A 1261-nucleotide genomic window follows, 5' to 3' on the forward strand; every position below is an offset into this window, starting at 1 on the left:
GTCCAGCCCGGGATCAGGTACTGCATGGCCATGGCGTCGTCGCGCGCGCCCAGGCCATGTTGTTGGTAGAGCTGGTGGGCCTTCGCGACCTCGGCCATGTCGATCTCTATGCCCAGGCCGGGCCTCTTCGGCACCTTTACGTAGCCACCTTCGATCTTCAGCGGGTCTTTGGTCAGGCGCTGGCCGTCCTGCCAGATCCAGTGGGTGTCGATGGCCGTGACCTTGCCCGGCGCGGCCGCGCCCACGTGGGTGAACATGGCCAGCGAAATGTCGAAGTGGTTGTTGGAGTGCGAGCCCCAGGTCAGGCCCCAGTCGCGGCAGGTTTGGGCCACGCGCACGCTGCCCGCCATGGTCCAAAAATGGGGGTCGGCCAGTGGGATGTCCACGCTTTGCAGCGCCAGCGAATGGGCCATCTGGCGCCAGTCGGTGGCCACCATGTTGGTGGCCGTGGGCAGGCCGGTGGCGCGGCGGAATTCGGCCATCACCTCGCGGCCGCTGAAGCCGTCTTCGGCGCCGCACGGGTCTTCGGCGTAGGCCACCACGCCGCGCATCTTCTGGCCCAGCCGGATGGCGTCTTTCAACAGCCAGCCACCGTTGGGGTCCAGGGTGACACGGGCCTCGGGGAAGCGCTCGTGCAGGGCGGTCACAGCCTCAACCTCGGCGTCACCCGCGAGCACCCCGCCCTTGAGCTTGAAGTCCTGGAAGCCGTAGCGTTTTTGCGCCGCCTCGGCCAGGCGCACGATGGCCTCGGGGGTCATCGCGGCTTCGTGGCGCAGGCGGCACCAGTCGTCGGCATGGTCGGGCTCGCTCGCGTAGGGGAGGTCCGTTTTCAGGCGGTCACCGACGAAGAACAGGTAACCCAGCATCAACACCGCGTCGCGTTGCTGGCCTTCGCCCAGCAGGGCCGCGACCGGTACGCCCAGGTGCTGGCCTTGCAGGTCGAGCAGGGCCGACTCCACCGCCGTGACGGCGTGGATGGTGGTGCGCAGGTCGAAGGTCTGCAGGCCACGGCCACCGCTGTCGCGGTCGGCGAAGCGCACGCGCATGTCGCTGAGGATGGCTTGCAGCGCACCGATGGGCCGACCTTCGACCACGGCCCGCGCGTCCTCCAGCGTCTGGCGGATCTTCTCGCCACCGGGCACCTCGCCCAGACCGGTGTGCCCGGCGTTGTCGGTGACGATGACGATGTTGCGGGTGAAAAAGGGCGCATGGGCGCCCGAGAGGTTGAGCAGCATGCCGTCCCGGCCGGCGACCGGGATGA

At 68.6% G+C, this 1261-nt stretch carries 1 protein-coding gene; it reads right to left on the minus strand.

All coding sequences use genetic code 11. The annotated features are described in order from the left end of the window. Window positions 1–1259 (minus strand): enolase C-terminal domain-like protein (locus ACFQPB_RS23835; RefSeq protein ID WP_382228917.1); only part of this gene is annotated, 1259 nt, incomplete at its 3' end. Window positions 1260–1261 lie beyond the last annotated feature (2 nt).

This window comes from Hydrogenophaga atypica, from assembly GCF_042665215.1.
GTDB lineage: Bacteria > Pseudomonadota > Gammaproteobacteria > Burkholderiales > Burkholderiaceae_C > Hydrogenophaga > Hydrogenophaga defluvii_A.